The sequence below is a fragment of the Streptomyces sp. NPDC036822 genome, from assembly GCF_055609145.1.
Genome location: NZ_JBVJPY010000001.1, coordinates 642,940 through 665,353, shown reverse-complemented (window position 1 = coordinate 665,353; position 22,414 = coordinate 642,940). Strand labels below are relative to the sequence as shown.

Annotated in this window: 20 protein-coding genes; 8 read left to right on the top strand and 12 right to left on the bottom strand. The window is 74.0% G+C overall.

What is annotated here, in order from left to right; genetic code table 11:
• Nucleotides 1–223 precede the first annotated feature (223 nt).
• From fabF to fasR, 5 genes are all read right to left on the bottom strand, one after another.
• Nucleotides 224–1,486 carry a beta-ketoacyl-ACP synthase II gene (gene fabF, locus ACZ68P_RS03110; RefSeq protein ID WP_365717226.1) on the bottom strand — a complete coding sequence of 421 codons (1,263 nt, stop codon included), beginning with the start codon at nt 1,484–1,486 and terminating at the stop codon, nt 224–226.
• A gap of 79 nt (nt 1,487–1,565) precedes the next feature.
• Complete coding sequence (locus tag ACZ68P_RS03105; protein ID WP_215067269.1) at nt 1,566–1,814, bottom strand: acyl carrier protein; 249 nt, start codon at nt 1,812–1,814, stop codon at nt 1,566–1,568.
• 56 nt (nt 1,815–1,870) lie between these two features.
• Complete coding sequence (locus ACZ68P_RS03100) at nt 1,871–2,902, bottom strand: beta-ketoacyl-ACP synthase 3 (protein ID WP_471001693.1); 1,032 nt, start codon at nt 2,900–2,902, stop codon at nt 1,871–1,873.
• A 16-nt stretch (nt 2,903–2,918) separates the two neighbouring features.
• Nucleotides 2,919–3,839: an ACP S-malonyltransferase gene (locus ACZ68P_RS03095; protein WP_471001690.1), complete on the bottom strand. Its 921-nt coding sequence runs from the start codon at nt 3,837–3,839 to the stop codon at nt 2,919–2,921.
• Nucleotides 3,840–3,928: 89 nt separating this feature from the next.
• Entirely contained in the window at nt 3,929–5,110 is a 1,182-nt protein-coding gene (gene fasR / locus ACZ68P_RS03090; RefSeq protein ID WP_471001687.1) for a fatty acid biosynthesis transcriptional regulator FasR, read from the bottom strand.
• 187 nt (nt 5,111–5,297) lie between these two features.
• On the opposite strand from fasR, the gene ACZ68P_RS03085 reads away from it, so the two are divergent.
• Nucleotides 5,298–5,954, top strand: a complete 657-nt coding sequence (locus ACZ68P_RS03085; RefSeq protein ID WP_471002431.1) for a pirin family protein — start codon at nt 5,298–5,300, stop codon at nt 5,952–5,954.
• A 50-nt stretch (nt 5,955–6,004) separates the two neighbouring features.
• On the opposite strand, the gene ACZ68P_RS03080 is transcribed toward ACZ68P_RS03085, so the two are convergent.
• The gene (locus ACZ68P_RS03080; RefSeq protein WP_471001684.1) at nt 6,005–7,177 is read right to left on the bottom strand and encodes a L,D-transpeptidase; all 1,173 of its coding nucleotides are present in this window, start codon (nt 7,175–7,177) and stop codon (nt 6,005–6,007) included.
• A gap of 191 nt (nt 7,178–7,368) precedes the next feature.
• On the opposite strand from ACZ68P_RS03080, the gene ACZ68P_RS03075 reads away from it, so the two are divergent.
• The 5 genes from ACZ68P_RS03075 (at nt 7,369) to ACZ68P_RS03055 (ending at nt 13,566) form a co-directional block, all read left to right on the top strand.
• Nucleotides 7,369–8,559 carry a lipid II:glycine glycyltransferase FemX gene (locus ACZ68P_RS03075; protein WP_471001681.1) on the top strand — a complete coding sequence of 397 codons (1,191 nt, stop codon included), beginning with the start codon at nt 7,369–7,371 and terminating at the stop codon, nt 8,557–8,559.
• On the top strand, nt 8,556–10,262 hold the full coding sequence (gene murJ / locus ACZ68P_RS03070) for a murein biosynthesis integral membrane protein MurJ (RefSeq protein WP_471001678.1): 1,707 nt from the start codon (nt 8,556–8,558) through the stop codon (nt 10,260–10,262). Before ACZ68P_RS03075 ends, murJ begins: the two co-directional genes overlap by 4 nt.
• 471 nt (nt 10,263–10,733) lie before the next feature.
• On the top strand, nt 10,734–11,417 hold the full coding sequence (locus ACZ68P_RS03065; RefSeq protein WP_471001675.1) for a response regulator: 684 nt from the start codon (nt 10,734–10,736) through the stop codon (nt 11,415–11,417).
• Nucleotides 11,418–11,425: 8 nt separating this feature from the next.
• Nucleotides 11,426–12,952 carry an ATP-binding protein gene (locus ACZ68P_RS03060; RefSeq protein ID WP_471001672.1) on the top strand — a complete coding sequence of 509 codons (1,527 nt, stop codon included), beginning with the start codon at nt 11,426–11,428 and terminating at the stop codon, nt 12,950–12,952.
• Nucleotides 12,949–13,566 carry a hypothetical protein gene (locus ACZ68P_RS03055; RefSeq protein WP_471001669.1) on the top strand — a complete coding sequence of 206 codons (618 nt, stop codon included), beginning with the start codon at nt 12,949–12,951 and terminating at the stop codon, nt 13,564–13,566. The genes ACZ68P_RS03060 and ACZ68P_RS03055 overlap by 4 nt, the downstream gene beginning before the upstream one ends.
• Before the next feature lie 162 nt (nt 13,567–13,728).
• Here ACZ68P_RS03055 and ACZ68P_RS03050 read toward each other — a convergent pair whose 3' ends face one another.
• Nucleotides 13,729–14,547 (bottom strand): serine hydrolase domain-containing protein, encoded by an 819-nt coding sequence (locus tag ACZ68P_RS03050; RefSeq protein ID WP_471001666.1) that lies wholly within the window; start codon nt 14,545–14,547, stop codon nt 13,729–13,731.
• 52 nt (nt 14,548–14,599) lie between these two features.
• Between ACZ68P_RS03050 and ACZ68P_RS03045 the strand changes: the two genes are divergently transcribed.
• On the top strand, nt 14,600–15,013 hold the full coding sequence (locus tag ACZ68P_RS03045; RefSeq protein ID WP_471001664.1) for a MerR family transcriptional regulator: 414 nt from the start codon (nt 14,600–14,602) through the stop codon (nt 15,011–15,013).
• A 4-nt stretch (nt 15,014–15,017) separates the two neighbouring features.
• Nucleotides 15,018–16,028 (top strand): aldo/keto reductase, encoded by a 1,011-nt coding sequence (locus ACZ68P_RS03040; protein WP_471001661.1) that lies wholly within the window; start codon nt 15,018–15,020, stop codon nt 16,026–16,028.
• Nucleotides 16,029–16,207: 179 nt separating this feature from the next.
• On the opposite strand, the gene ACZ68P_RS03035 is transcribed toward ACZ68P_RS03040, so the two are convergent.
• The 5 genes from ACZ68P_RS03035 to ACZ68P_RS03015 form a co-directional block, all read right to left on the bottom strand.
• On the bottom strand, nt 16,208–17,404 hold the full coding sequence (locus ACZ68P_RS03035) for an acyltransferase family protein (RefSeq protein ID WP_471001658.1): 1,197 nt from the start codon (nt 17,402–17,404) through the stop codon (nt 16,208–16,210).
• Nucleotides 17,401–18,381, bottom strand: a complete 981-nt coding sequence (locus tag ACZ68P_RS03030) for an alpha/beta hydrolase (RefSeq protein ID WP_471001655.1) — start codon at nt 18,379–18,381, stop codon at nt 17,401–17,403. The genes ACZ68P_RS03035 and ACZ68P_RS03030 overlap by 4 nt, the downstream gene beginning before the upstream one ends.
• Before the next feature lie 850 nt (nt 18,382–19,231).
• Nucleotides 19,232–19,921 carry a response regulator gene (locus ACZ68P_RS03025; protein ID WP_471001652.1) on the bottom strand — a complete coding sequence of 230 codons (690 nt, stop codon included), beginning with the start codon at nt 19,919–19,921 and terminating at the stop codon, nt 19,232–19,234.
• Nucleotides 19,918–21,294, bottom strand: a complete 1,377-nt coding sequence (locus ACZ68P_RS03020; protein WP_471001649.1) for a sensor histidine kinase — start codon at nt 21,292–21,294, stop codon at nt 19,918–19,920. The genes ACZ68P_RS03025 and ACZ68P_RS03020 overlap by 4 nt, the downstream gene beginning before the upstream one ends.
• A gap of 242 nt (nt 21,295–21,536) precedes the next feature.
• Nucleotides 21,537–22,388: a DUF4429 domain-containing protein gene (locus tag ACZ68P_RS03015; protein WP_471001646.1), complete on the bottom strand. Its 852-nt coding sequence runs from the start codon at nt 22,386–22,388 to the stop codon at nt 21,537–21,539.
• Nucleotides 22,389–22,414: the final 26 nt, after the last annotated feature.

Below are 22,414 nucleotides of genomic sequence, written 5' to 3'. Positions count from 1 at the left end.
CCCACCCCGGCGTACGGGGTGGGCCTTCGTTCGTGACGTCCGGTCAGACCGTGCGGAACGCCAGCACCACGTTGTGGCCGCCGAAGCCGAACGAGTCGGCCTCTTCTCCGTGCGTCCCTCGCGCCGCTCCGCGGGCTTCGGGGCGCTGTGCCGGACTCCGTCCGGCGGACGTGGCGAAGGCCCACCCCGGCGTACGGGGTGGGCCTTCGTTCGTGACGTCCGGTCAGACCGTGCGGAACGCCAGCACCACGTTGTGGCCGCCGAAGCCGAACGAGTTGTTGATCGCGGCGATCGTGCCCTGCGGCAGGTCGCGCGGCTCGTCGCGGACGATGTCCGCGTCGACGCTCTCGTCCAGGTCGTCGACGTTGATCGTCGGCGGGGCGACCCGGTGGTGCAGTGCCAGGACCGTCGCGACGGTCTCGATGCCGCCCGCGCCACCCAGCAGGTGACCCGTCATCGACTTCGTCGCGGAGATCGCGACGTGGTCCAGGTCGTCGCCCAGGACCTGCCGCAGCGCCTTGATCTCGGCGACGTCGCCCTGCGGCGTCGACGTGGCGTGGGCGTTGAGGTGGACGACCTCGGACGGCTTGAGGTCCGTCGTGTCCAGCAGGTTCCGCATCGCGGCGGCGATGCCGCGGCCGGTCGGCTCGGGCTGCGCGATGTGGTGGCTGTCGGCTGACAGGCCCTGGCCCAGAACCTCGCAGTAGATCCGCGCGCCGCGCGCCTTCGCGTGCTCCTCGGACTCGAGGATCACCACACCGGCACCCTCGCCGAGGACGAAGCCGTCCCGGGCGGTGTCGTACGGACGCGAGGCCTTGGTGGGCTCGTCGTTGTTCTTGGACATCGCCATCATGTTGGCGAAGGCCGCGATCGGAAGCGGGTGGATCGCCGCCTCCGTGCCGCCGGCCACGACCACGTCGGCCCGGCCGGTACGGATCATCTCGACGGCGTAGCCGATCGCCTCGGCGCCCGACGCACACGCGGAGACCGGGGTGTGCACGCCCGCCTGGGCGTTCACCTCCAGGCCGACGTTGGCGGAGGGGCCGTTCGGCATCAGCATGGGCACGGTGTGCGGGGAGACGCGGCGGACGCCCTTCTCCTTCAGCACGTCGTACTGGTCGAGCAGCGTCGTGACACCGCCGATGCCGGAGGCGATGACGGAGCCGAGCCGCTCGGGCGCGATCTTCTCGTCCTCACCGGCCGGAGCGGTGTAGCCCGCGTCGGCCCACGCCTCGCGGGCCGCGATCAGCGCGAACTGCGCCGAGCGGTCCAGCTTGCGGGCCAGCGGGCGGGGAAGGACCTCACCCGGGTCGACCGCGGCGGGCGCGGCGATCTGGACGGGCAGGTCGGCGAAACGGTCACCCTCGAGGGGCTTGACGCCGGAGCGTCCCGCGATCAGACCTTCCCAGGTCGATGCGGAGTCGCCACCCAGCGGTGTTGTTGCGCCGAGACCGGTGACGACCACGGTGCGATTGGTCGAGCTCACAGGAATTCTTTCTCCACGTGTGTGATGGTCGAATGACGGCGCCACCGCCGGGTGGCAGACCGAGTCAGCAGGGGCCGAGTCAGCCCTGGTGCTTCAGGATGTAGTCGGTCGCGTCGCCGACCGTCTTGAGGTTCTTGACGTCCTCGTCGGGGATCTTGACGTCGAAGCGCTCTTCGGCGGCGACGACGACCTCGACCATGGACAGCGAGTCGACGTCCAGGTCGTCGGTGAAGGACTTGTCCAGCTGGACGTCCTCGGCCGGGATGCCGGCGATCTCGTTCACGATCTCCGCGAGACCTTCGACGATCTCTTCCTGGGTGAAGGCCATGTTGGCGCTCCTTCTGTGAGTGCTGCGGTAAGGGGCTTCCGGGAGATCCGGTGTGCCTAGGGGAGGGTAACGACCGTCGCGGCGTAGACGAGACCCGCCCCGAAGCCGATGACGAGCGCGGTGTCGCCGCTCTTCGCCTTCCCGGTCGCCAGGAGCCGCTCCATCGCGAGCGGAATCGAGGCGGCCGAGGTGTTGCCGGTGGTCTCGACGTCACGGGCGACCGTCACGTGCTCCGGCAGCTTCAGAGTCTTCACCATCGAGTCGATGATCCGCATGTTCGCCTGGTGCGGGATGAAGACGTCCAGGTCGTCCGACGTGATGCCGGCGGCGTCCAGCGCCTGCTGGGCGACCTTCGCCATCTCGAAGACGGCCCAGCGGAAGACCGCCTGACCCTCCTGCGTGATGGCGGGGAACTTGATCTCGCCCCGCCCGTTCAGGGGCAGCTTCGAGACGTCGCCGCCGTGGAACTCGTCCCACGGAACGGTCTGCTTGATCGTCTCGGACTTGTCGCCCTCCGAACCCCAGACCGAGGGCCCGATGTGCGGCTCGTCCGAGGGGCCGACGACGACCGCTCCGGCGCCGTCGCCGAACAGGAAGGCCGTCGCGCGGTCCTCCAGGTCCGTCAGGTCGCTGAGCCGCTCGACGCCGATCACGAGTACGTACTCCGCCGAGCCCTCGACGATCATGCCCTTGGCGAGCGTCAGGCCGTAGCCGAAGCCCGCGCAGCCGGCGGAGATGTCGAACGCGGCGGGCTTGCCGGCGCCGATCCTGTCGGCGATCTCGGTGGCCACGGCCGGGGTCTGCTTGAAGTGCGAGACCGTCGAGACGATCACCGCGCCGATCTGCTCCGGGGTGATCCCGGCGTCGGCGATGGCCTTGCCCGACGCCTCCACCGACATCGCCGCGACGGTCTCCTCGGGGGAGGCCCAGTGGCGGGTGGAGATACCGGAGCGCGAGCGGATCCACTCGTCGGACGAGTCGATCGTCTCGAGGATCACCTCGTTGGGCACGACCCGGGTGGGGCGGTAACCGCCGACACCCAGGATCCGCGCGTACGGGGCGCCCTTGCTGGGCTTGATCTTCGACATGCTTCTCGGCTCCTTCTCAGGCTGCGCTTGCAGTCTCGGCGATCAGCGTGCGGGCCGCGTCGAGGTCGTCGGGCGTCTTCAGGGCCACCGTGCGGACACCCGGCAGAGCGCGCTTGGCGAGACCGGTCAGCGTGCCGCCGGGGCACACCTCGATCAGCGCGGTGGCGCCCAGAGCCTGGAAGGTCTCCATGCACAGGTCCCAGCGGACCGGGTTGGCGACCTGGCCGACGAGACGCGCGATGACCTCCGCGCCCTCGGTGACGACCTGGCCGTCCTTGTTCGAGACGTAGCGCACGGACGGGCCGGCGACGGTCAGCTCCCTGGCCGCCGCCTCCAGCTTCTCGACCGCGGGAGCCATGTGGTGCGTGTGGAACGCGCCGGCGACCTGGAGCGGGACGACCCGGCGGACACCCTCGGGCTTGTCCTCCGCGAGGGCGGCCAGCTGCTCCAGCGTGCCGGCGGCGACGATCTGGCCGGCGCCGTTCACGTTGGCCGGCGTGAGGCCGAGCTTCTCGAGGTGGGGGACGGTCACCTCGGGGTCGCCGCCGAGCAGCGCCGACATGCCGGTGCGGGTGATCGCCGCGGCCTCGGCCATCGCCAGCCCGCGCGTCCGTACGAGACGCAGGGCGGCGGTGTCGTCGAGGACGCCGGCGAACGCGGCGGCGGTGAACTCGCCGACGCTGTGCCCGGCGACCGCGCCGGGGGCGACCTCGCCGAGCGCGGCGGCGGACAGCAGACCGGCCGCGACCAGCAGCGGCTGGGCCACGGCGGTGTCACGGATCTCGTCCGCGTCCGCCTTCGTGCCGTAGTGGGCGAGGTCGAGTCCGATGGCCTCGGACCAGGCCTCGACGCGGTCGGCGGCGCCGGGCAGTTCGAGCCAGGGGGTCAGGAAGCCGGGCGTCTGAGCGCCTTGGCCGGGAGCGACGAGTACGAGCACCCTCACACTCTCTCTTGGGGACGGTCCCGGGCGCCCGTGGGGACAGGGACGAAGAACCGTCGGGGTAATTGTCGGTGTTCGACAAAAGTCTAGGACTGCGTATCTCCGTCGGCCAAGCGCCCCAGGATGAGGGCGATCCTCAGCGTGAACGCGGAGCGGACATCGGAGGGTGACCAGCCGGTGACGTCGGTCACACGTCGAAGCCGGTAGCGCACGGTGTTGGGGTGCACGAAGAGCATCCGCGCCGCGCCTTCCAGGCTGCTCGCCTGCTCCAGATAGACGCTCAGCGTTTCCAGGAGCGCCGACCCGGCTTCCTCCAGCGGTCTGTAGATCTCCTCCACCAGCTGGTCGCGAGCCGAGGGGTCCGAGGCGATCGCGCGCTCCGGAAGGAGATCGTCCGCCAAGACCGGCCGTGGCGCGTCCTGCCACGCCGTACAGGCCTTCAGACCGGCGGCGGCCGCCTGGGCGGACCGGGTCGCGGCCAGCAGGTCCGGGACGACGGGGCCGGCGACGACCGGCCCCGCCGCGTACGGCCCGATCAGGGCCTTGGCGACCTGGAGGGGGTTGTCGTTGCCCCCGGCGATGACCACGAGCCGGTCGCCGAGGACGCCGGTGAGCACCTGGAGCTTGGCGTGCCGGGCGGCCCGGCGGATCGCCTCGACGGTCAGCTCGCTGTCGCCGTCGGGGGCCGTGCCGAGGACGACGCAGACGTGCTCGGGGGAGTTCCAGCCGAGCGCCGCGGCGCGGGAGACGGCGCCCTCGTCGGCCTCCCCGGAGAGGACCGCGTTGACGACGAGGGATTCGAGACGCGCGTCCCAGGCGCCGCGTGCCTCGGCGGCCTGGGCGTAGACCTGCGCGGTCGCGAAGGCGATCTCACGGGCGTAGACGAGGAGCGCCTCCCGCAGGACGGACTCGTCGCCGGGGGCGGCGACCTCCTCGATCGCGGTCTCCATCACCTCGATCGTGGTGCGCACCATCTCGACGGTCTGGCGCAGGGTGATGGCGCGGGTCAGTTCGCGGGGGGCGGTGCCGAAGACGTCGGTGGAGATCGCCTGAGGGGTCTCGGGGTGGCGGAACCACTCGGTGAACGCGGCGATACCGGCCTGGGCGACCAGCCCGATCCACGACCGGTTCTCGGGCGGCATCGCCCGGTACCACGGCAGCGTCTCGTCCATGCGCGCGATGGCGTTGGCGGCCAGCCGGCCGGAGGACTGTTCGAGGCGCTTGAGGGTGGCGGGGTGCGGATGAGCGGCGTTCGTGGGTTCAGGCACGGACTAAGGGTGCCTTATCGGGACGGCCGGGTGCGGGGTCGGGTGCGTTTCCGCCCGGGCCGCCCCACCCGCCGGGCGGCGGTGAGCGGTGCGCCCGGCGGACCGGCGGTCCGCGCCGCCCCGGCGGCCGTCCCCGGCGGGATCGCCCGCCCCGCGCGCGGCCCGCCGGGCTACCGTCTGTTCCGTGATGACGATTCAGCGCGCCGGGGCGCGGTACCCCGGGGGAGATCCGGACGCCGGGATCGAGACCCGCCACGCCTTCTCCTTCGGGCCGCACTACGACCCCGACAACATCCGCTTCGGCGCGATCCTCGCCTGCAACGAGGAGCGTCTCGCGCCCGGCGCCGGATTCGCCGAGCACCCGCACAGCCACACCGAGATCGTCACCTGGGTCGTGGAGGGCGAGTTGACCCACCACGACTCGGCCGGGCACACCACCGTCGTCCGCGCCGGAGACGTCCAGCGGCTCAGCTCCGCCGCGGGCGTGCGCCACGAGGAACGCAACGACGCCGACGTGCCGCTGGTCTTCGTCCAGATGTGGCTCGCGCCCCGGGAGCCGGGCGGCGCCCCCTCGTACGAGATCGTCCGGGGCATCGCCGACTCGACCCCGTACGCCCTCCCGCAGGCCGCCGCGTCGCTCCACGTCCGGCGCCTCGCGGCGGGCGGGCGCACCGCCGTCCCCGACGCCGACCTCGTCTACGCGCACGTGGTCCGCGGCGCGGTCCGCCTCGACGGCGAGGACCTCACCCCCGGAGACGCGGCCCGCCTCACCGGCACGCGGGACCTCGCCCTGCTCGCCACCTCCGACGCCGAGGTACTGCTCTGGGAGTTGCGCGCTCCCTGACGGACGGCGGGCAGGCTGACACGCCCCTTCTTCAGCCGACCGCGCTTTCTTCAGCCGACCGCGCTCTTCGCCTTCCACTGCTCCCAGCCCACGTTCCACGCGCCGTAGCCGTTCCCCTCGGCGACCGTGCCCTTCGTCTCCGCCCCGCGGATCTCGAAGGGGTCGCCCACGCGGACCTGCCCGTAGAACCACGCGGCGTCGGCGTCGCTCATGCCGACGCAGCCGGAACTCCTGTTGGCCCTGCCGAAATGGGCCGCGTTCCAGGGCGCCGCGTGCGCGTACATGCCCGACCAGGTCAGGCGCATCGAGTGGTCGACCATCTTGTCGTAGGCGTCACCGAGGCCGACCGTCTCGGAGTTCATGTTGATCGTGCCCTCCTTCGCCATCAGCACCGCCGTGCCCCGCCAGGACCGCTTGTCGCCGCCCGGCGTGCCACCGGAGACCGGGATCGTGCGCACGGTCCGGCCGTCCCGCTCCAGGGTGAGCTTCTTGCGGTCCAGGTCGACCCGCACCACCTGCGCCGCGCCGCCGACCGTGAACCCCGTCCGGTAGTCCCGTACGAACCAGCCCCCGCCCGAGTCCGTCCCGTCGAGGGTCGCGTCGAGCGTGACCTTCGTCCCCGCCTTCCAGTACTCCTTCGGCCGCCAGTCCACCCGGTCCTTGCCCGACCAGTCCTTCAGCCAGCCCCACGACCCGACGGTGCCGTTCGAGGTGGTGACCCTGAGCTGCTTCTCCACCTCGGCCTTCCGCGTCACCGGCCGGTCGAAGACGATCGACAGCGGCTGGCCGACGCCGACCGTGGAGTTCTTCCCCGGGGCCAGCGTCAGCTTGTTGACCAGCGCCGCCTCGGCCGTGGAGAAGGCCGAACGGGTCGTCGTCTCCCTCCCCCCGGCGCCCCTGGCCGTCACCTCCACGCGGTACGACGTCCCCGGGACCGCCTTGCGGTCGGAGACCCAGGACGCGCCGCCCGCGCCGGTACGGCCCGCCAGCACCCCGCCCTCGGCGTCGACGACCTTCACCGTCGTCAGCGTCCCGCCCGTGGCGGTCACCGTCACGGTCCGCCCGGCCGCGGGACTCACGACGGTCACCTTCGCCGGGTCCCCGGCCGGCTTGGCGTCCGAGGCCGGCCCGCCGTCACGGGCGCCGCCGACCGCCCCCGCCGTACACGCGGTGAGGGAGCCGCAGAGGGCTGCGGCCACGAGTATGCGGATGCGTGCGGACATCACGGAAACCTCCGGGAAAAGGTGGGGGATGCCCGGACTCTAGGCCGCCGAAAGCACCTCGGACGCCGTGTGACAAGGGCTGGTGAGGAACGGTCATCGTCCGGTCACACACGACGCGCGGCACGGTCAAGGACGGCTGTGAGCATCCTGTGCGCCCCACGACCGAGGGGCGGAACCAGGAGGCTCCCGTTGTGTCAGCTCTGCTCGTGACGGCCGCACCCCACCCCACGGCCGCACTCCGCCCCACCACGCGCGTGGAGACCCTCACCTCCGAGGAGTACCGCGCCTTCCTCATCCGGACCGGCGCCGGCGCCGGCTTCCTCCAGCTCCCCTCCTGGGCCGGGGTCAAGGACGGCTGGAACCACCGACTCCTCGGCTGGGGAACCGAGAACGGGAACCTCACCGGAGTCGCCCTCGTCCTCCTGCGCACCTTCCCCGGCACTCGCAAGTCCTTCGCCTACCTCCCCGAAGGACCCGTCGCCGACTGGTCCGACCCCGACATCGACGGCTGGCTCACCCCGCTGCTCCGCCACCTGCGCGCCCTCGGGGCCTTCGCCGTACGCATCGGGCCCTCGCCCTGCTTCCGCCGCTGGAACGCCGCCACCCTCAAGGCGCACACCGGCCCCGGCCGGCGCCTCGCCGACGTGCTCGCCGACGAGGTCGACCCGCTCGGCACCGCCGTCGCCGAACGGCTCCGCTCCCGCGGCTGGCGCCGCTGCGGCGGAGACTCCACCGGCACGTCCGACGGCGCCGACGCCCAACCCCGCCACGTCTACCAGGTGCCGCTTGCCGGCCGGACCTCCGACGACCTGTGGAAGGGCCTCAACCAGGAGTGGCGGCGCAACATCCGCAAGGCCCGCGCCTCGGGCGTCGAGGTCGTCGTCGGCTCCGCCGCCGACCTGCCCGACTTCTACCGGCTGCTGCGGATCACCGAGGAGCGCGACGGCTTCCGGCTCGGCCGCTCCCTCGCCTACTACGAGCGCCAGTACGCGGTCCTCAACGCCGAGGAACCGGGCCGGATGAAGCTCTACCTCGCCCGCCACCAGGGCGAGATCCTCGCCGCCCACACCATGATCACCGTCGGGCGGCGGGTCTGGTACCAGACCGGCGCCTCCGCCGGCCACCGCCGCGAGGTCCGCCCCTCCAACGCCCTGCAGTGGCGCATGCTGCTGGACGCCCACGCACTCGGCGCCGACGTCTACGACATGCGCGGGATACCCTCCACCCTTGATCCGGACGTCCGCGCCCACGGGCTGCTGCGCTGGAAGCTCGGCACGGGCGGGCAGGCCGTCGAGACGCTGGGGGAGTGGGAGACACCGTTGAGCGGCACGACCAACCACACGCTGTACCGGGCGTTCCACGCCTACCTGGCCCGCCGATGACGACCGCGCTCGCCCCCGAGCGCGCCGCCGCCCCCGCCGCGCAGCGGACCTCCGTGCTGCGCAGCGGCGCGCTCATGGCCGGCGGTTCGCTCGTCTCCCGCGCCACCGGATTCGTCCGCTCCGCCGTCGTCGCCGCGGCCCTCGGCATCGGCCCGGTCGCCGACGGGTACGCCGTCGGCAACTCCGTCCCCACCATCGTCTACATGCTGCTGCTCGGCGGGGCGCTCAACGCCGTCTTCGTACCGGAACTGGTCAAGGCGGCCAAGGAGCACGAGGACGGCGGTGCCGCCTACACCGACCGGCTGCTCACGCTCTGCGTCCTGGGGCTGCTGGTCCTCACGGCGGGCGCGGTCCTCGCGGCGCCGGCGATCGTCGGCCTCTACACCGACTACACCGGTGAGCGGCTGTCGACGACGGTCGCCTTCGCCCGCTACTGCCTGCCGCAGATCTTCTTCCTCGGGCTCTTCACCCTCCTCGGCCAGGTCCTGAACGCGCGCGGCCGGTTCGGCGCGATGATGTGGACCCCGGTCCTCAACAACGTCGTCGTCATCGCCGTGTTCGGCCTCTACCTGGCCACGGTGGCGACCGGCGGAGGGACCCTCACCGCCGGCGAGACGGCCCTGCTCGGCTGGGGCACCACGGCGGGGATCGCCTTCCAGGCCCTCGCCCTCCTCCCCTCCCTGCGGTCGGCCGGCTTCCGCTGGCGCCCACGCCTCGACTGGCGCGGCAGCGGACTCACCACACCGCTGCGTTCGGCCGGCTGGCTGGTCCTGCTGGTCCTCACCAACCAGGGGGCGTACTGGGTGACCACCCGTCTCGCCACGGCCGCGGGGCTGCGGGCGGCGGAGCAGGGGGTCGACGGGGGTGTCGGCTTCGCCGCGTACAACAACGCGTATCTGCTGTGGGCCGTGCCGCACGGCATCGTGACGGTCTCGCTGATGACCGCCCTGCTGCCCCGGATGAGCGGCGCGGCGGCCGACGGCGACCTGGCGGGGGTGCGCCGGGACGTCTCGTACGCCCTGCGGACGAGTTCGGCGGCGGTCGTACCGGCGGCGTGCGCGCTGTTCGCGCTGGCGGTGCCGGCGATGGGCCTGGTCTTCGAGTACGGCAGGACCGACGCGGAGGACGTCCGGCGGATGTCCTGGATCCTGATGGCCTTCGCCACCGGACTGGTCGCGCTGTCGGGCCAGTACGTCTGCACCCGCGCCTTCTACGCCCTGCGCGACACCCGCACCCCGTTCCTGCTGAACCTGGCGATCGCGGGTCTCAACGCGGGCCTCTCCTGGGCCGCGTACGTGGCCCTCCCGGCCTCCTGGGCGGTGGCGGGCATGGCGGCGGCCTACTCCGTGGCGCTCTGGGCGGGCTGGGCCCTCACGGCCCACGTCCTCCACCGCCGGCTCCGGCCGGGACCGGGGGCGGTGCCCGCGCAGGCCGTCACGGCGGGCCCCTCCCGTCCGGGACCCGCCGACGGGGCGCGGGGAGCGCTCGGGCGGCTGCTGCTCGCCGCCGTGCCGGCGGCCGGGCTCGGACTGTTCGTCGCCGACGCGACCGCGCCCGCCGGTGCGCCGGCGGCGGCCTGCGCCGGCGCCCTCGCGATCCTCGCCGTCTTCGCCCTGCTGGCCCACCCGCTGCGGCTCACCGAGGTCCAGGCCCTGCTGACGGGCGCCGCGAGCCGCGTGCGCGGTCTCACCCGCCGCACCTGACCCACCGGGCACCCGGCCGGACCCGGTACTCCCGGGCGTACTCGCCGCACCCGGCACTCCGGGGGCGGACCCGGGCACCGCGGGCGGAGCCTGCCCCCGCCGCACCCGGCCCTCAGGGCGGAGCCGCCCCACCTGCCGCTTTCACCCCGCCTGACGCTCCCGCCCCTCGGACCCCGATCGCCCCTGCACCCCCGGCGCACCCAACCCGCCTGACGCTTCCGGCCCGCCTGACGCCCCCCGCCCTACGGGCCTCGATCGCCCCGGCACTCCGGGGCGGTCCCGGCCCCCGGCCCCCGCCCCACCCACCCCACCCGCCTCGGCCCGTGCCACCCGCCTCGGCGCCCGTGATCGCGTCGTCCGCCTCATCGACGCTTCCGCCCCATCCGCCCCGCCGGCCCCGGCGCCTGCGCCTCCCGGTCCGCCCGCCCCCGTCGTCCGCTCCGCCCACGACCCCTTGGGATACTCGACGTCATGCCTCGCGTGCTCCTCATAGAAGACGACCCCTCCGTCCGCGAAGGGGTCGAACTCGGCCTGCGTCGCCGGGGCCACGAGGTGCGGACCGCCGCCACCGGGGAGGCGGGACTCGCCGCACTCGGTGAGTTCCGGCCCGATCTGCTCCTCCTCGACCTCATGCTCCCCGGCATGAACGGGGTCCAGGTCTGCCGCCGCGTGCGGGAGAACAGCCAGCTGCCGATCATCATGCTCACCGCTCGCGGCGACGACTTCGACGTGGTCATCGGGCTGGAGGCCGGCGCCGACGACTACATCGTCAAGCCCGCCCGTACCGAGGTCATCGAGGCCCGCATACGAGCCGTCCTGCGGCGGATCGAGGAGCCCGGCGCCGGCCGGGCCGCCGTCGAGTTCCACGGCGAACTCGCCGTCGACCGCGCGGGACTCACCGTCGCCAAGAACGGCGAACGCGTCGCCCTCGCCCCGTCCGAGCTGAAGCTGCTCCTCCACCTGACCGCCGCCCCCGAACAGGTCTTCAGCCGTCAGCAGCTCCTCGAACACGTCTGGGAGCACAGCTACCACGGTGACGCCCGCCTGGTCGACGCCTGCGTCCGCCGGCTGCGCAACAAGATCGAGGACACCCCCGGCACCCCCCGCTACATCCAGACCCTGCGCGGCTTCGGCTACCGCTTCGGACCGCTGTGAAGGCGTGTGTGAGCGGCGATCCGCTGCCCGACGAGGCGGCGGACGAGGCCCTCGCCGCCGCACCCCGGCCCCGCCCGCCCCGCAAGGCCCGCAGCCGCCGCCCCCACCCCTTCGGACTCCGCACCCGCCTCGTCATCGCCTTCCTCCTCGTCGCCGCCGCGGGCTGCGGCACCACCGCCGCGCTCACCTACCACGCCGCTCGCGACGCGATCCTCGAACAGACCCAGGACACCGCCGTCTCCGCCTTCCGCGAGCAGGTCGACGCGCTCTACGTCAGCCTGCCCGTCGAGGCCGCCGACCTCCGGGACTCGCTCCAGAACATCGCCCGCCAGGGCAAACCGCGTGCCTGGCACGTCTACGCCGAGTACGGCAGCGTCCGCGTCTCCTCCGCCGACCGCCCCGTCTCCTCCGTCATCACCCCCGAACTGCGGGCCCGCGCCCACTCCCGGGACGCCACCGCGCACGGCAGCTTCCAGCGCGTCGTCAAGAACGGCAGGCCGTACCTGACGATCGCCGTGCCCGCCGTCTTCCGGACCGACGCCACGAAGGGCGAGGCCCAGCCCACCGGCCTCGTCGTCTACGCCGTCATGGACCTCGACGAGGAGGAGGCCAACATCCAGGCCCTCGTCACCGCCGCACGCGACGGAGCCCTCCCCGCCCTCGCCGTCGCCCTGATCCCCGCCTTCCTGGCCGCCCGCGGCGTCCTGCGCCCCGTCCGCGAACTGCGCCGCGCCGCCCACAGCATGGGGCGCGGCCGGCTCGACACCCGGATCCACGCCAAGGGCAGCGACGAACTCGCCGACCTGGCCCGCACCTTCAACGAGTCCGCGGCGGAGCTCGAACGCTCCGTCGCCGAACTCCGCCGCGCCGAGGCACGCGCCCGCCGCTTCGCCTCCGACGTCTCCCACGAGCTGCGCACCCCGCTGGCCGGGATGCTCGCCGTCACCGAGGTCCTCGACGAGGACGCCGACGCGGGGACCCTCGACAGCGACACCGCCCGCGCCGTACGGCTGATCAGCGCCGAGACCGGCCGGCTCGCCGTCCTCGTCGAGGACCTGATGGAGATCTCCCGGTTCGACGCGCGCGCCGCCGAGCTCCACACGGACGAGGTCGACGCGGCGGACTGCGTGCGCAAGACGCTGCAGAACCGGCACTGGACCGACCCGGAGGCCGTCGTCCCGTACCTCGACGGGGGGATCAGGGTCCGGCTCGATCCGCGCCGCTTCGACGTCGTCGTCGCCAACCTCGTCGGCAACGCGCTGCGGCACGGCGGGGCGCCGGTGACGGTCCGGGTGTACGCGGAGGGGGACCGGTTCGTGACCGAGGTCGCCGACCGGGGGCCGGGCATCCACCCGGACGTCCTGCCGCACGTTTTCGACCGCTTCTACAAGGCCGACCCGGCGCGCACCCGCTCGGCGGGCAGCGGGCTCGGCCTCGCGATCACCCTGGAGAACGTCCGGCTGCACGGGGGCACCGTGGAGGCCGCCAACCGTCCGGAGGGCGGGGCCGTGTTCACCGTCAGGATGCCGCTGTGAACCGCCGGACCGCCGCCGCGCTGACGGCCCTCCTCGCCGTGCCGCTCGCCGCCTGCGGAGTCCGGGGGAGCGAGGTCGTGGAGGCGGGCGGGGCGGCGACGGTCGCCGTCCAGCCCTTGCCCGAGAGCCGGGCGGTGCTCTACTTCCGCGGCCCCGACGGCCGGCTGATGCCGGTGGCCCGCGCGCTCGTGCGGCCCGACGAGAACGGCAACCTCCCCCACGGCGAATCGGGGGGCCCGGCGGTCCCGTTCCACGACTTCGGCCCGGACTACGACGCCTCCCGGGAGGGTCCGGGCGGCATCAGGATGGTCGCCGACAAGATCCTGGCCGCTCTCCTCGCCGGCCCCGGTCCCGAGGAGACCCGTGCCGGGCTCACCACCGCCCTGCCCCGAGGCGACGGCTCCCTGCATGTCGAGCCGGACGCCTCCGGCACCGCGCGGGAAGGCCGCACGCCCTACCGGCTGCGGGCCTCCTTCGCCGTCACCGGCCTGCCGGCCGGGGCGCTCGACCAACTGGTGTGCACGGCCGCGTTCGCCCTCGACGTGGGCGGCCGGGTCGACGTGACGGTCACCGGCCCCGACGGCAGCCTGCCCGCGCGGACGTGCGAAGACTGAGCCGAGGAGGTCGGTCGGTCCGGTGGTTCGGGGCCTGGCGCCCGTGTCGGTCCGGCGGTTCGGGGCTTGGCCGCCGTGTCGGTCTGCCGGTCGTGGGGTCGGTCGGTCGTGATCGGCCTGGCGACCGTGCCGGGCGTACCGGTCGCGCGGAGCCGTACGACGTCAGGCCGCGCGCAGCTCGGCCAGCACCGCGTCGGTGAACGGAGGCCACGCCTCCACCGCCCACGGACCGAAGGCCCGGTCCGTCAGCGCCACGCACGCGGCCCGCGCGTCCGGGTCGATCCACAGGAACGTGCCCGACTGACCGAAGTGCCCGAACGTACGCGGCGAGGACGAGGCCCCCGTCCAGTGCGGCGACTTCCCGTCGCGGATCTCGAAGCCGAGGCCCCAGTCGTTGGGCCGCTGATGTCCGTACCCGGGCAGAATCCCCGTCAGACCGGGGTGCGTCACCGTCATCGCGTCCAGCACCGTGCGGGCGTCGAGGAGCCGGGGCGCCTGCACCTCCGCCGCGAACCGCACCAGGTCGTCGACCGTCGACACGCCGTCCTTGGCGGGCGAACCGTCCAGCGTCGTCGAGGCCATGCCGAGCGGCTCCAGGACCGCCTGGTGCAGATACTCGGCGAACGGGATGTCGGTGGCCTTGGCGACATGGTCGCCGAGCACCTCGAAGCCCGTGTTGGAGTAGATCCGGCGCGCGCCCGGCGCCGCCATGGTGCGCGGCTCGTCGAAGGCCAGACCGGAGGTGTGGGCCAGCAGGTGCCGCACGGTCGCGCCCTCGGGCCCCGCGGGCTCGTCGAGGTCGATCGCACCCTCCTCGTACGCGACGAGGACGGCATACGCCGCGAGCGGCTTGGTCACGGAGGCGAGCGGGAACCGCCGGCCGGTGGGACCGTGCGCCCCGGCCAGGGTGCCGTCCGCGCGGACGACGGCGGCGGCAGCGGTGGGGACGGGCCAGTTCTCGATCAACGCCAGGCTCTGCATGCAGCCGAGCCTACTTGCTTGGAGTGCACTCCAAGGTTCTAGCGTGGGGGCCATGAGCGTGATCGCCCGCACGACCTCGCAGGACCCCGCGTTTCCCCGGCCCGAGGGCCAGGACCGCTACACCATCAGCGAGGTGGCCGCCTGGACCGGGCTGTCGGCCCACACCCTCCGCTGGTACGAGCGGATCGGGCTGATGCCGCACGTCGACCGTTCGCACACCGGTCAGCGCCGCTTCACCAACCGCGACCTGAGCTGGCTCACCTTCGTCGGCAAGCTCCGGCTGACCGGGATGCCGGTCGCCTCGATGGTGCGGTACGCGGAGCTGGTCCGGGAGGGCGATCACACCTTCGCCGAACGGCGCGAGCTCCTGGAGACCACCCGACGGGACGTGCTGTCCCGGATCGCGGAGCTCCAGGACACCCTCGCCGTTCTGGACATCAAGATCAGTCACTACGGGGAGGCATGACCCGATGAGCAGGATTTCCACGGTCCGGCTGGGCACGGACGGACCCGAGACCGGTGTCCAGGGCTTCGGTGCCATGGGCATCAGCGAGTTCTACGGCGACACGGACGAGGCCGCCGCACGCGACACCCTCGACGCGGCCCTGGAGGCCGGCGTCACCCTGATCGACACGGCGGACGTGTACGGGCAGGGCGCCAACGAGGAATTCCTTGCGCCGTTCGTCGCCGCGCACCGCGACGAGATCGTCCTCGCCACCAAGTTCGCCATCGAGCGCCGCGCCGACGCCCCGCACTACCGGGGGATCAACAACGACCCCGCGTACATCAGGAAGTCGGCCGAGGCCAGCCTGCGCCGTCTCGGCGTCGAGACCATCGACCTCTACTACATGCACCGGCGGGACCCGGCCGTCCCGCTCGCCGAGTCGGTCGGCGCGATGGCGCAGCTGGTACGCGAGGGCAAGGTGCGGCACCTCGGGCTGAGCGAGGTCACCGGCGCGGAGCTGCGCGAGGCGCACGCCGTGCACCCGATCGCCGCCCTCCAGTCGGAGTGGTCCCTCTTCTCCCGGGACGTGGAGCGCAGCGCGGTCGGCGCGGCGGCGGAGCTGGGCGTGGCGCTCGTCCCCTACTCCCCGCTGGGCAGGGGCTTCCTCACCGGGGCGTTCGTGGACGCGTCGAAGGACCTGTCGGAGGGCGACTACCGCAAGTACCAGCCCCGGTTCTCGGGCGAGAACGCGGAGCGCAACGCGGCCCTCCTGGAGCCGGTCCTGAAGATCGCGGCGGCGCACGGGGCGACGGCGGCGCAGATCGCGCTGGCGTGGGTGCAGCAGCGGGCCTCGGTGCACGGCCTGACGGTCGTCCCGATCCCGGGCACCCGCAAGCGCGCCCGACTGGAGGAGAACGCGGCGGCCACCCGCATCACGCTGACGGAGGCGGAGCTGGCGGAACTGGAGCCGATCGCGGCGAGGGTGGCGGGGGACCGGTACCCGGACATGAGCTCCACGGCGGCGGCCCGGGAGTAGGGACGGCGACAGCGGGCCCGGCGCGGCCCGCACCGGGCCGCCGCCGGTCCTGGCGCGGGACGCGTGAAGGGCGGGAAGCGGCGGGTGCGGAGCCAGTGGCGGGGGCGGGTGCGCGGGCCGGGCCCGGGCTCAGGCCCGAGCCGGGGCCCGCCCCCGGGCGCCTCGGCCGCCGGGCCCGGTCACGCCAGGCCCAGGGCGAAGGCCGCGAAGCCGACCGCGAGGAGCCCGGCCGCGGCGCGGCGGGCCGTGCCGGACCGTTCCCACGGGGACTCGAAGCCACGCGCGTACCGCCCGACGAGGACGAGCAGAGCGGCGAAGAGCGGCATCCAGGCCAGCCGGGCGAGGATCCAGCCGACACTGTCCGGCGCCCCGACGAGCCCGGCGACCTCGCCCGCGTACGAGGCGGGGATCGCGGCGGCGAGCATCGCCGTCTGGTGCCAGCACAGGATCGTCATCGCCGACAGGTTGACGACGACGACCGGCGCCCACAGAGCGGGGCGCGTCAGCAGCTTCCCGATCCGGTCCCGGAGCAGGATCGCCGCGCCGCTCTGGGTGGCGGCGAGGGCGAGGACGAGCAGGGACGGCGGGTGGGAGTTGGTGCGGGCCTCGCCGGGGACGCCGACCATGGAGGCGGGATAGCCGAAGGCGAGCAGCAAGGTGGCGAAGAGCGCCGCGCCGCCGAGGAGCAGCCCCCACGCGTGGCGCCGGGTGAGCCGGCCCTCGGCCCAGGAGACGCCGAGCTGGTAGGCGAAGAGCCAGCCGGGAAGGATGGTGAGGACCCCGAGCCAGGAGGGCACGGCCTCGGCGTACGGTCCGTAGCGCAGGAAGTCGACGACGGCGACGGAGCCGAGCAGCGGGGCGGCGGCCCAGGCGCCCATGCGCCGGGCGGCGCGGAGGCACAGCGGCGTGAGGGCGGTGACGACCGTGTAGACCCCGACGAACCACAGGGGCTGGACGACCAGCGTGGACGCCGTCCGCAGGGTGTCGCCGGGCACGCCGAACCCGTGGTGGAGCAGCGGGAGCAGAACGGCCCAGACGGCGGTGACGCCGAGGACGGGACGCCCGAGCCGGGCGAGGCGCTGCCGCAGCCAGGCGCCGGTGGAGCCCTTCCGCTTCCGGTACGACAGGGCCGAGGCGTAGCCGCCGACCAGGAAGAAGATCCCCAGCATCTGGAGGATCCAGCTGACGGGCGCGAACGCGCCGAACGCGGACAGCGGGCTGGCGTTGTGCAGGGCCCCGTCCGAGGACAGGGTGAAACCGCCGAGGAGCCAGTGCCCGGTCGGCACGGCGAGCAGCGCGAGGGCGCGCAGGCCGTCGACGGCGCGGTCGCGGTGGGCGGGGGTCAGGTGCTCGATGCGCTGGGCCAGCCTGTTCATCGGACGTCTCCCTGGGCGATGGCGGCGAAGGTACGGAGGGAGCGGGTCCCGGGGGCGAAGTAGCCGTCGTGACCGTGCGCGTCCTCGGCGGGGACGCGGCGGGCGCCGAAGGCGGGGTCGGCGGGGTCCGTGCCGTGGCCGAGCCCCGCGAAACGCACGTAGGGGACCTTGTCGATCCAGTCGGAGGGGTCCTTGGCGGCCCAGACCCGGGCGTCGGTCCGCAGCTCGGAGACGTTGTCGGCGCGCATGCCGGGGGAGCCGAGGACGACGAGGTCCTTGGCCTTCAGGTCGGGGGCCGCGAGGCCGCAGACGACGGAGCCGTAGCTGTGGCAGAAGACGGCCGGCTCGGCGGCGCCGACCGCGTCGAGCCCGTCGGCGAGCCGGGTGAGCCGCTCGGCCCCGGCCTCGGCGAGGTCGCCGGTCGCGGCGTCCAGACCGACGCCGAGTGGGGTGGTGTAACCGGCCCAGGCGATCACGGCGGTGTCGCCGCCGGTGGCGCGGTGCAGGGCGCCGGCCATGTCGGTGAGGGGAGCGAGGTTCCCGGCGTCGACGTCGGATCCCGGCACGACGACGGCGACATGCTCGGCGGTGCGCAGGTCGCCCCGCACGACGGCGACCTGCCCCCGCCCCCGGGGGTCGTAGGCGAGGACCTGCTGCCCGGCGTAGCGGGGGCCCGCGGTGCGGGCGTTGGCCTCGTACCGCAGGGGGAGGGGGGCGCCGTCGAGGTTCCCCACGACGGAGGGGTGCGAGACGACGAGCTCCCGCTGCCGGGCGGGACTCAGCCCCGCGAAGAACGCGGCGGCCCGCGCGGCCGTCATCCCCTCCGGATCGGGCAGCCCGGCCGCCCGCCACGCCTCCACCCCGACCGGCCCGCCGGTCACGGCCTGCTGCGCCCCGGCGGACGCCCACCCCGCCGTCCCGGCCACCACCGTGGTGGCGAGCGCGACGGCCACCAGGGTCCTCTTGTAGCGGCGCATATGGCTGCCCTCCCTCTTCCGGTCTCTCGTGCGTGGCGAGAGGAAGGTAGGAAGAGAGTGGGTGACGCCACGTCACCCCGGAGCGCCAACTCCGCCCTGCTACCGGAGTAGGGGGGGTACGAGGCGCCGACCCCCGTACGGCGGTGGGGCTTTCCCCCGGTGACGGCGGCCGCGGCGCGGCCCGCCCCCACGCTTGGCGGCGGAGGGCCCTGGTGATTCGGGGCCGCGGGCCGGAAGTGCCTCGCGTGGTGGTTCGGGGCCGGGGGCCGGAAGTGACTCGCCTGGCGGCGAGGGGCCTGGTGGTTACCCCCTCCGGCCGTGCGGCGGGCTTGGGGCGGGTGGAGGCGGCTCCGTCTGGCGGCGAGCGGTCTGGTGGTTTCACCGCGCCGGCCGTGCCCGGTGGCATGGGCCCGCGGGCCCGACGTACCCCGCCTGCCGGCGAGGAGGCGTGCGCCGCAGGCCATGCCCCTTCATCGCCCGCCCCGGCGGCGGGCCCGGGCCCGGACCGAAGGCGCTTCACCCCGTGGGGCGGCGGGCTTGGCCGCACCCGCAGTGACCCTCGGAGGGCGGCGCGGGCCGCTCGGCGCCGCGGTTCGCCGCCCGCCACCGGCGGGCGCGGCCGGCCCGTTGCCCCGCGTGGCACAGCCTCACCGCCCCAGGGGTCCAGGGGCGGAGCCCCGGTCTCGTCAGAGTTCCGGGAAGGGGCGGGGTGGGGGAATCGCCCCCCATAGCGGGCACCCGCAGCCGCACCCGGGACGCGGAGTCGCAGCGCACCAAGGAGCCGCACACGCCCCCGCCATCACCCGACGGGCCGACGCGCCCCGCCCACCTCACACCCCCACAAGCCGGCTCACCGCCCCCCGTCCCCCGGCGCCACCAGCCCCGACTCGTACGCGAAGATCACCGCCTGCGCCCGGTCCCGCAGGTCCAGCTTCGCCAGCACCCGGCCGATGTGCGTCTTCACCGTCTGCTCCGCGAGCACCAGCCGGTCCGCGATCTCCTGGTTCGACAGGCCCCGGGCGATCAGACCCAGCACCTCCGTCTCCCGCGGCGTCAGACCGTTGAGCCGCAGGGCCGCCCGGTCCCCCCGCGGCGCCGGCCGCGATGCGGCGAAGTCGGCGATCAGACGGCGCGTCACCGACGGCGCCAGCAGCGCCTCGCCGCCCGCCACCACCCGTACCGCCGCGATCAGGTCGGCCGGCGGCGCGTCCTTCAGCAGGAAGCCCGACGCCCCCGCGCGCAGCGCCTCGTACACGTAGTCGTCCACGTCGAACGTCGTCAGCATCAGCACCTTCGGACGGTGCACCACCCCCACCGGCGGCGACAGGATCTCCCGCGCCGCCGCCAGTCCGTCCATCTCCGGCATCCGTACGTCCATCAGCACCACGTCCGGACGCGTCGACCGGGCGACCTCCACCCCCGCCCGCCCGTCCGGAGCCTCACCCACCACGTCGATGTCGGCCTGCGCCGCGAGCAGCGCGGCGAACCCCGCGCGCACCATGGCCTGGTCGTCGACGATGATCACGCGGATGGGGGTCACGGAAGTCCGTCCTTCGTACGCAGCGGGAGCCGGGCCGCGACCCGGAAGCCGCCGTCCGGCAGCGGCCCGGTGTCCAGCGTGCCGCCGGTCAACCGTACGCGTTCCCGCATGCCCACCAGCCCGTGGCCCGTCCCCGGGCCGCCTTCCAGCGGCGAAGTGCGCCGCGTCCCGGGACCGTTGACGACCAGGACGCTCAGCCAGCCGTCCTTCGCGCTCACCGACACCCGGGTCCGGGCCCCCGGCGCGTGCCGTACGACGTTCGCGAGCGCCTCCTGCACGATCCGGTACGCCGACAGGTCCACCGCCTGCGGTACGCCGAGGCCCCCGAGGTCCGCCGCCAGCGACAACTCGGCCGGCAGCCCCGCCCGTACCGTCGCCTCGATCAGCTGCTGCACCCGGTCCAGGCCCGGCTGCGGGGCCCGTTCGCCTTCCGTGCCCTCGTTGCGCAGCACCACGAGGAGGCGCCGCATCTCGGTGAGCGACTCCCGAGCGCTCGCCGCGATCGAGGTGAACTCCTCCCGCGCCGCGTCGGGCAGGTCGGGGATGCGGTAGGGCGCCGAGTCCGCCTGGACCGTGATCACCGACATGTGGTGGGCGACGACGTCGTGCAACTCCCGCGCGATCCGGGCCCGTTCCTCCAGGAGTGTGGTGCGCGCCCGTTCCTCGGCGGTGCGGCGCTCGGCGTCACCGCGCTCACGCAGCGTCGCCGTGACGAGCAGGACGACGCCGCTCAGGACGAAGAGGAGGATGTGGGTGCCGTCGCTGCGCCGCTGCGAGAGCAGCTCGAACGCGAAGCCGACGGCGCCGGTCACCAGCCACACGCCGAGCAGCGCGCGACGCGACTCGCGCAGCCCGAGCGCGATCATCAGGGCGAGGTAGCCGACGACGGCCATCGGTGTCCACGGCCAGGACCGCCCGTCGATCCCGTCGGCACCGAGCAGGACCAGCGCGCCGGCGACATCGGCGATGCCGATGATCCACCACGCCTGGAGGGGGCGGGTCACGGCGAGCAGCAGCGGGGCGGTCTGGGCGGTGGCGAGGGCGCCGGCGAGGGCGCCGTTGACCTGGTAGTCCTGGACGAGGACCGTGATGGTGACGGGGAGCAGAGAGGCGACGAAGGCCAGGGCCACGCCGTAGGGGAGGAGCCTCAGCCAGCGTTTCTGGGCGTGGGCGAGGAGGGGGGCGCCGGGCCGCGTCGGCGTCGCGAGGGCGACTCCGAAGGCCTGCATCACGCTCCGGGCGGGAGCGGTGAGCCGTGCGGCGCGGCCGGGGAACCCGGCGGCGCGCCCGGCGGCAGTGGCGGAGGCCGGTTCCGGGGGCTGGGGGCGCTCGGGGTCCCGGGGGGTCTCTGGGGCGGGGATCTCGGTACTCATGGCCCGCTCAGGTTAGGCGGGCTCATCGCCGCAGGGCGTCATACCGAGGAGCCGCACACGGCCCCCTACCGAGGTATGACCAGCCCGACTCGGACCGCCTGGCCGGACCACCCGGCTCGGCCCCGCGGCTCGGTCGACGCCCGAGGCCCGCCCGCCCGCCCCCAGGCCCGCCAGGCCCCCGGCCCTCCGTCCCCAGCCCGCCCGCCCCCGGCCCCCGGCCCGGAACGCCCCGCCCCGCCCTCTCACAGCTGCGCCAGCAGCTCCGTCTTCTTCGCCGTGAACTCCTCGTCCGTCACCAGCCCCGCCCGGTGCAGCTCCCCGAGGTGCCGGATCCGCTCCGCCACCCCCGCCGGGTCGAACCGTTCCGCGCCCAGCGGCGCCGCCACCCGCCCCGCGCCCCGGATCGCCGCGAGGACCGACGCGGCGAACGGAAGGGACTCGTGGACCAGGCCGTACCCGAGGCCGAAGACGACCGCCGCGGGGTCCCGGTCCACCTGCGCGTGCACCGGCTCGCCGCTTCGGGGCAGCAGCCGCAGGTAGCCGTCGAAGACGTCCGGCGAGCGCCACTCGACCCCGCTGAGATCCGATACCGAGAACGTCTGGTCCCCGGCCTTCCACTTCTCGGAGGACGCGCCCGTCCCGAACCAGCGAAACGTCACTTCCGAGGTGCCGTCGAAGCCGGCCCTCCCGTCGAAGGCCTTGAAGGACTGCGGTCCCTCCGGCGCCGCCACCAGGAACCCGTCCGTCGGCCCGGCGTCCCGTACCAGCAACGGTCGCAGCTCGTCCGCGTAGTACTCCGCCAAGGTCTCGCGCTCGGCCGGCAGGACCAGCCGGTAGGGGTCGCGCCCCTCCTTCAGCTGTCCCGCCGCCGCCTCCATCAGCGGATCGGCGCCCGGTCGCGGCACCGCGTGCAGCACGACGGTGCCCCGCTTGCCCGGGGACAGCGTCACGGACGCCAACGCCTCGTGCGGGATGCGTCGTTCGCGCAGCGCCTGGAACAGTTTCGGTGTGCGGATCCCCCGTTCGAAGCGGATGACGACGGCGTCGCTCTCGAACTCCCAGGTGGCATGAATTCCGGCCAGCACATCACCCATGTGCCTCATCGTATGTGCCGGGCGCC

Coding starts and splice junctions, on each gene's coding strand:
- ACZ68P_RS03105 (WP_215067269.1), bottom strand. CDS start 1,814: ATGGCCTTCACCCAGGAAGAGATCGTCGAAGGTCTCGCGGAGATCGTG.
- ACZ68P_RS03100 (WP_471001693.1), bottom strand. CDS start 2,902: ATGTCGAAGATCAAGCCCAGCAAGGGCGCCCCGTACGCGCGGATCCTG.
- ACZ68P_RS03085 (WP_471002431.1), top strand. CDS start 5,298: ATGACGATTCAGCGCGCCGGGGCGCGGTACCCCGGGGGAGATCCGGAC.
- ACZ68P_RS03080 (WP_471001684.1), bottom strand. CDS start 7,177: ATGTCCGCACGCATCCGCATACTCGTGGCCGCAGCCCTCTGCGGCTCC.
- murJ (WP_471001678.1), top strand. CDS start 8,556: ATGACGACCGCGCTCGCCCCCGAGCGCGCCGCCGCCCCCGCCGCGCAG.
- ACZ68P_RS03065 (WP_471001675.1), top strand. CDS start 10,734: ATGCCTCGCGTGCTCCTCATAGAAGACGACCCCTCCGTCCGCGAAGGG.
- ACZ68P_RS03050 (WP_471001666.1), bottom strand. CDS start 14,547: ATGCAGAGCCTGGCGTTGATCGAGAACTGGCCCGTCCCCACCGCTGCC.
- ACZ68P_RS03045 (WP_471001664.1), top strand. CDS start 14,600: ATGAGCGTGATCGCCCGCACGACCTCGCAGGACCCCGCGTTTCCCCGG.
- ACZ68P_RS03040 (WP_471001661.1), top strand. CDS start 15,018: ATGAGCAGGATTTCCACGGTCCGGCTGGGCACGGACGGACCCGAGACC.
- ACZ68P_RS03035 (WP_471001658.1), bottom strand. CDS start 17,404: ATGAACAGGCTGGCCCAGCGCATCGAGCACCTGACCCCCGCCCACCGC.
- ACZ68P_RS03030 (WP_471001655.1), bottom strand. CDS start 18,381: ATGCGCCGCTACAAGAGGACCCTGGTGGCCGTCGCGCTCGCCACCACG.
- ACZ68P_RS03020 (WP_471001649.1), bottom strand. CDS start 21,294: ATGAGTACCGAGATCCCCGCCCCAGAGACCCCCCGGGACCCCGAGCGC.
- ACZ68P_RS03015 (WP_471001646.1), bottom strand. CDS start 22,388: ATGGGTGATGTGCTGGCCGGAATTCATGCCACCTGGGAGTTCGAGAGC.